The organism is Bacteroides caecigallinarum (assembly GCF_016902295.1).
Lineage (GTDB): Bacteria > Bacteroidota > Bacteroidia > Bacteroidales > Bacteroidaceae > Phocaeicola > Phocaeicola caecigallinarum_A.
The window spans coordinates 1-3,190 of record NZ_JACJLQ010000080.1 but is presented as its reverse complement, the minus strand read 5'-3'; the positions used below and the strand labels follow the sequence as shown (position 1 = coordinate 3,190).

3 protein-coding genes are annotated in these 3,190 nt (G+C 38.3%); 2 read left to right on the top strand and 1 reads right to left on the bottom strand.

The window, feature by feature from the left end; genetic code table 11:
- Positions 1 to 112 precede the first annotated feature (112 nt).
- Entirely contained in the window at positions 113 to 1,333 is a 1,221-nt protein-coding gene (locus tag H6A27_RS14040; RefSeq protein WP_204509130.1) for an ISL3 family transposase, read from the bottom strand.
- A 392-nt stretch (positions 1,334 to 1,725) separates the two neighbouring features.
- On the opposite strand from H6A27_RS14040, the gene H6A27_RS14035 reads away from it, so the two are divergent.
- Positions 1,726 to 2,052: a TRL-like family protein gene (locus tag H6A27_RS14035; protein ID WP_239469715.1), complete on the top strand. Its 327-nt coding sequence runs from the start codon at positions 1,726 to 1,728 to the stop codon at positions 2,050 to 2,052.
- Positions 2,053 to 2,122: 70 nt separating this feature from the next.
- A complete protein-coding gene (locus H6A27_RS14030) occupies positions 2,123 to 2,668 on the top strand; it encodes a hypothetical protein (RefSeq protein ID WP_204509129.1) in 546 nt (181 codons plus the stop codon).
- Positions 2,669 to 3,190 lie beyond the last annotated feature (522 nt).

The window sequence follows — 3,190 nt, the reverse complement described above, 5'->3', positions numbered from 1 at the left end:
CAAGTTTGAGGCGATCAGCCTCACTCAATTCAAGCACTTTTATATGTTTCATGATTCAATTTCTAAAATATCATGAGACAATATTAATAATTTATGCTGAATATAAAAAGGTTCATCCGACATTTCGCGTGATGCGGCAATCATGCAGTGCATATAGCCTCAATTCAAAGTATCGTTCATCCCTAAATCCATATGCCGTTCTCTTCATGACCTTTATCTTGTTGTTGATGCCTTCTACCTTTCCGGTCGATATATGGCAGTCATACCATGCGAGTATGCCTGTCCTGTGTGCCGTTACCGTAGCTGCCATCTTCACCAATTGCGGCACTTTGCTCTCCCGGGCTTGCTTTACCCAATCCGACATAACCCTTTCGGCATCGTCCTTATTGACCTGCATCCAGATTTCCCTGAGCTGTTCTTTCAGGTAGTATGCCTGCGACAGGGGCTTGTTCATATCCAGCGCGTTGTCAAGCCGTGTCTTATACTCCTTGTCGAAGATATCCGCCCCATTACTCAGTAACAGGTATCGCGTACCTTTCAACACCTTGCGTTTGTTGATGTCTTTTTCCATGTGGTATTGCACCCTGCGTATTTCATCCAGCTTCTCGTTCATAAGCTTTACCACATGGAAATGGTCAAACACGTGCACCGCATTCGGGCAATTTTCATATACAGAGGAGATGAAGGCGGCGGAGAGATCTGTTGCAATATACTTGATGTCAACGCCTTTTCTTCTGATCCGTTTCCAAAAGCCATCCAGGGCGTCTGCTCCTTTGCCGTTACCGACATAGAGAATACGGCCACTCTTCAGGTCAACCACGATTGTCTTGTACACATGTCCTTTCCTGACCGCAAATTCATCTATGCCGATGCTGTCTACTCCTTCAAGGGAGGGAGGCGCGTAATGGTATTCAAGATGACGCGTATGGATATCCTTGACGGTAGCCCAGGATACGCCCAGGAGATTGGCTGCGTCTTTCAAGGTCATGCCCCTTAACAGACCCACTACATATTTTGCGAAACGATGGGTGTAACCGCAACTACCCGTGGCAAAGGGTATGCTCTCCTGACGGTCATAATCACAATCCTGATTCTTGCACTTATAGCGTTGGACTTTCATGCGGATTATCACCTTTTTGCCGCCTATCGGGAGTCCTATAAAGTCACGAACTCGAAAACCGTTCTTGACCAATTGGCGATGCCCGCACTTAGGACAGTCTTTCTTCCGCTCTTTTGCTTCAATATGTAAGATAATTGTATTACCTTTGTATTCCTCACGAGTGCATTTGTGGTTATATAACCCCCAAGCATGATATAGAAAACTGCTGTTCATTACTGTACATTTGTTTGTGGTGATTCAAATATACAATTTGTTCAGCGGTTTTCTTCGTTAATTAACAACTATCACGCGAAATGTCGGATGAACCATAAAATTGCGCTTTTAAGGCATGATTTTATGCCCTAATAGACCGCCGGAAAGTGAACGGGTATGCTCCGGAATATGCAAATATCAACAGTTCAGGCAATTAATTGATTTGTCCCATAATCAAAACCCCAGCTACTAATATTTATTCATAAAATATTAGTATCGCGGTATGAGGATGAATAATTTTACCTTTTTATAAAAAATTTCATCTTTACAATCTTGTTAATAGAATAATTAATATATATATTTGCATAAAATCTAAAACAAGAATTAAGTATAATTATTTAAAAACTATTGTTATGAGAAAGAAAATGATCAAACTGGCTATGGCAGGTATGGTAGTGTTCGGAATGTCAAGTTGCGCTTCAATGAGTTCTACTCCTGCCGGTATGGGAGCATTGTACACAAGTGTAAAAACCGACGGACACGTTACATCTAATCCATGCGGAACTAAAGTAGGTACAGCAACTGCCACAAACATCCTCGGTTGGGTTCTTACAGGTGACGCATCAGTAGAGACAGCCGCTAAATCTGCAGGCATAAAGAAAATCAGCCATGTTGACAGAGAGAACATGAGTATTTTAGGAATCTATGGCACATACAAAGTTATAGTTTACGGCGAATAATCAATCAGACATGACTTATAAATTGTGGGGTATATAATACTTTATATACTCCATTTTTTATTTTTCCCTTATGAACAAGATTTTATCAATATTAGTATTTTGGGTAAGCTTTACCTACATCAATGCCCAGGACATTACAAAGTTCTACAAGCAAAGCATACATACAGAAGGATTATTATATTTTGTATATCCACAAAAAATGTCAATAAAGAAAGGCGAATCATCAAATATATGCAAAAAAGATTTGAGTTATGATTACACCTATCTTGATTCAAGGGATTCCGTAACAATCCTTATGACAATAGCTACATCCGTGCCATATAAGCCTGACTATATTGAAATCACATATAATTCCGGAACACAGAAAAGTTCTGTTTCCGGGAACACAGAAATATTATATGTGGAATCTCAAAAGAAAAACTGGATAACCAGAGTACGTACAACTATAGGATATAACGAATGGGTAAATATGTATAAAAGCCCAATCCCAATAACGGTATCATTTTCATCCGATACCGACATACAGAAAATCGAATACATGGACAGTCAGAAAAGATGGAAGAAAGTATCAATGAAGTTTATCCGTCTTTTCCAACTGATAGACTATAATAACTGAAATATCCGGTCATAGCACTTCCTCCATCAATAAATAAGGCATGCGTTGATTAGTATTATTTTTACTGACAACACATGCCTTATTGCATTACCGGAGCAATATTTCAGATCCGACAGATATAATCCATCCTTACATTATTCTATCAGTTCTTTTTCTATGAGGGTGTTTTTAATGCGGATGGAATTGAGATTATTGAAATGGAAATCAGAGTATGGTCTTGATTTCAAAATTCCTACTTTTATAACTGATTATATCCTCAATCACAAACATCCATTACAGAGGAGAATCATAAACATTTCCTGTATCCGGGAGGATTTATGAGAGAAAAGCGAATTCAGGAATACTCCAGACTGGATGACAAAAATCAAATTTTCATTTTACACATATCGGTGTATATATTATATTAGCGATATTAAGTAAGTGATCTAAAATATTTTTATATTCAGCATAAATTATTAATATTGTCTCATGATATTTTAGAAATTGAATCATGAAACATATAAAAGTGCTTGAATTGAGTGA

Coding starts and splice junctions, on each gene's coding strand:
- H6A27_RS14040 (WP_204509130.1), bottom strand. CDS start 1,333: ATGAACAGCAGTTTTCTATATCATGCTTGGGGGTTATATAACCACAAA.
- H6A27_RS14035 (WP_239469715.1), top strand. CDS start 1,726: ATGAGAAAGAAAATGATCAAACTGGCTATGGCAGGTATGGTAGTGTTC.
- H6A27_RS14030 (WP_204509129.1), top strand. CDS start 2,123: ATGAACAAGATTTTATCAATATTAGTATTTTGGGTAAGCTTTACCTAC.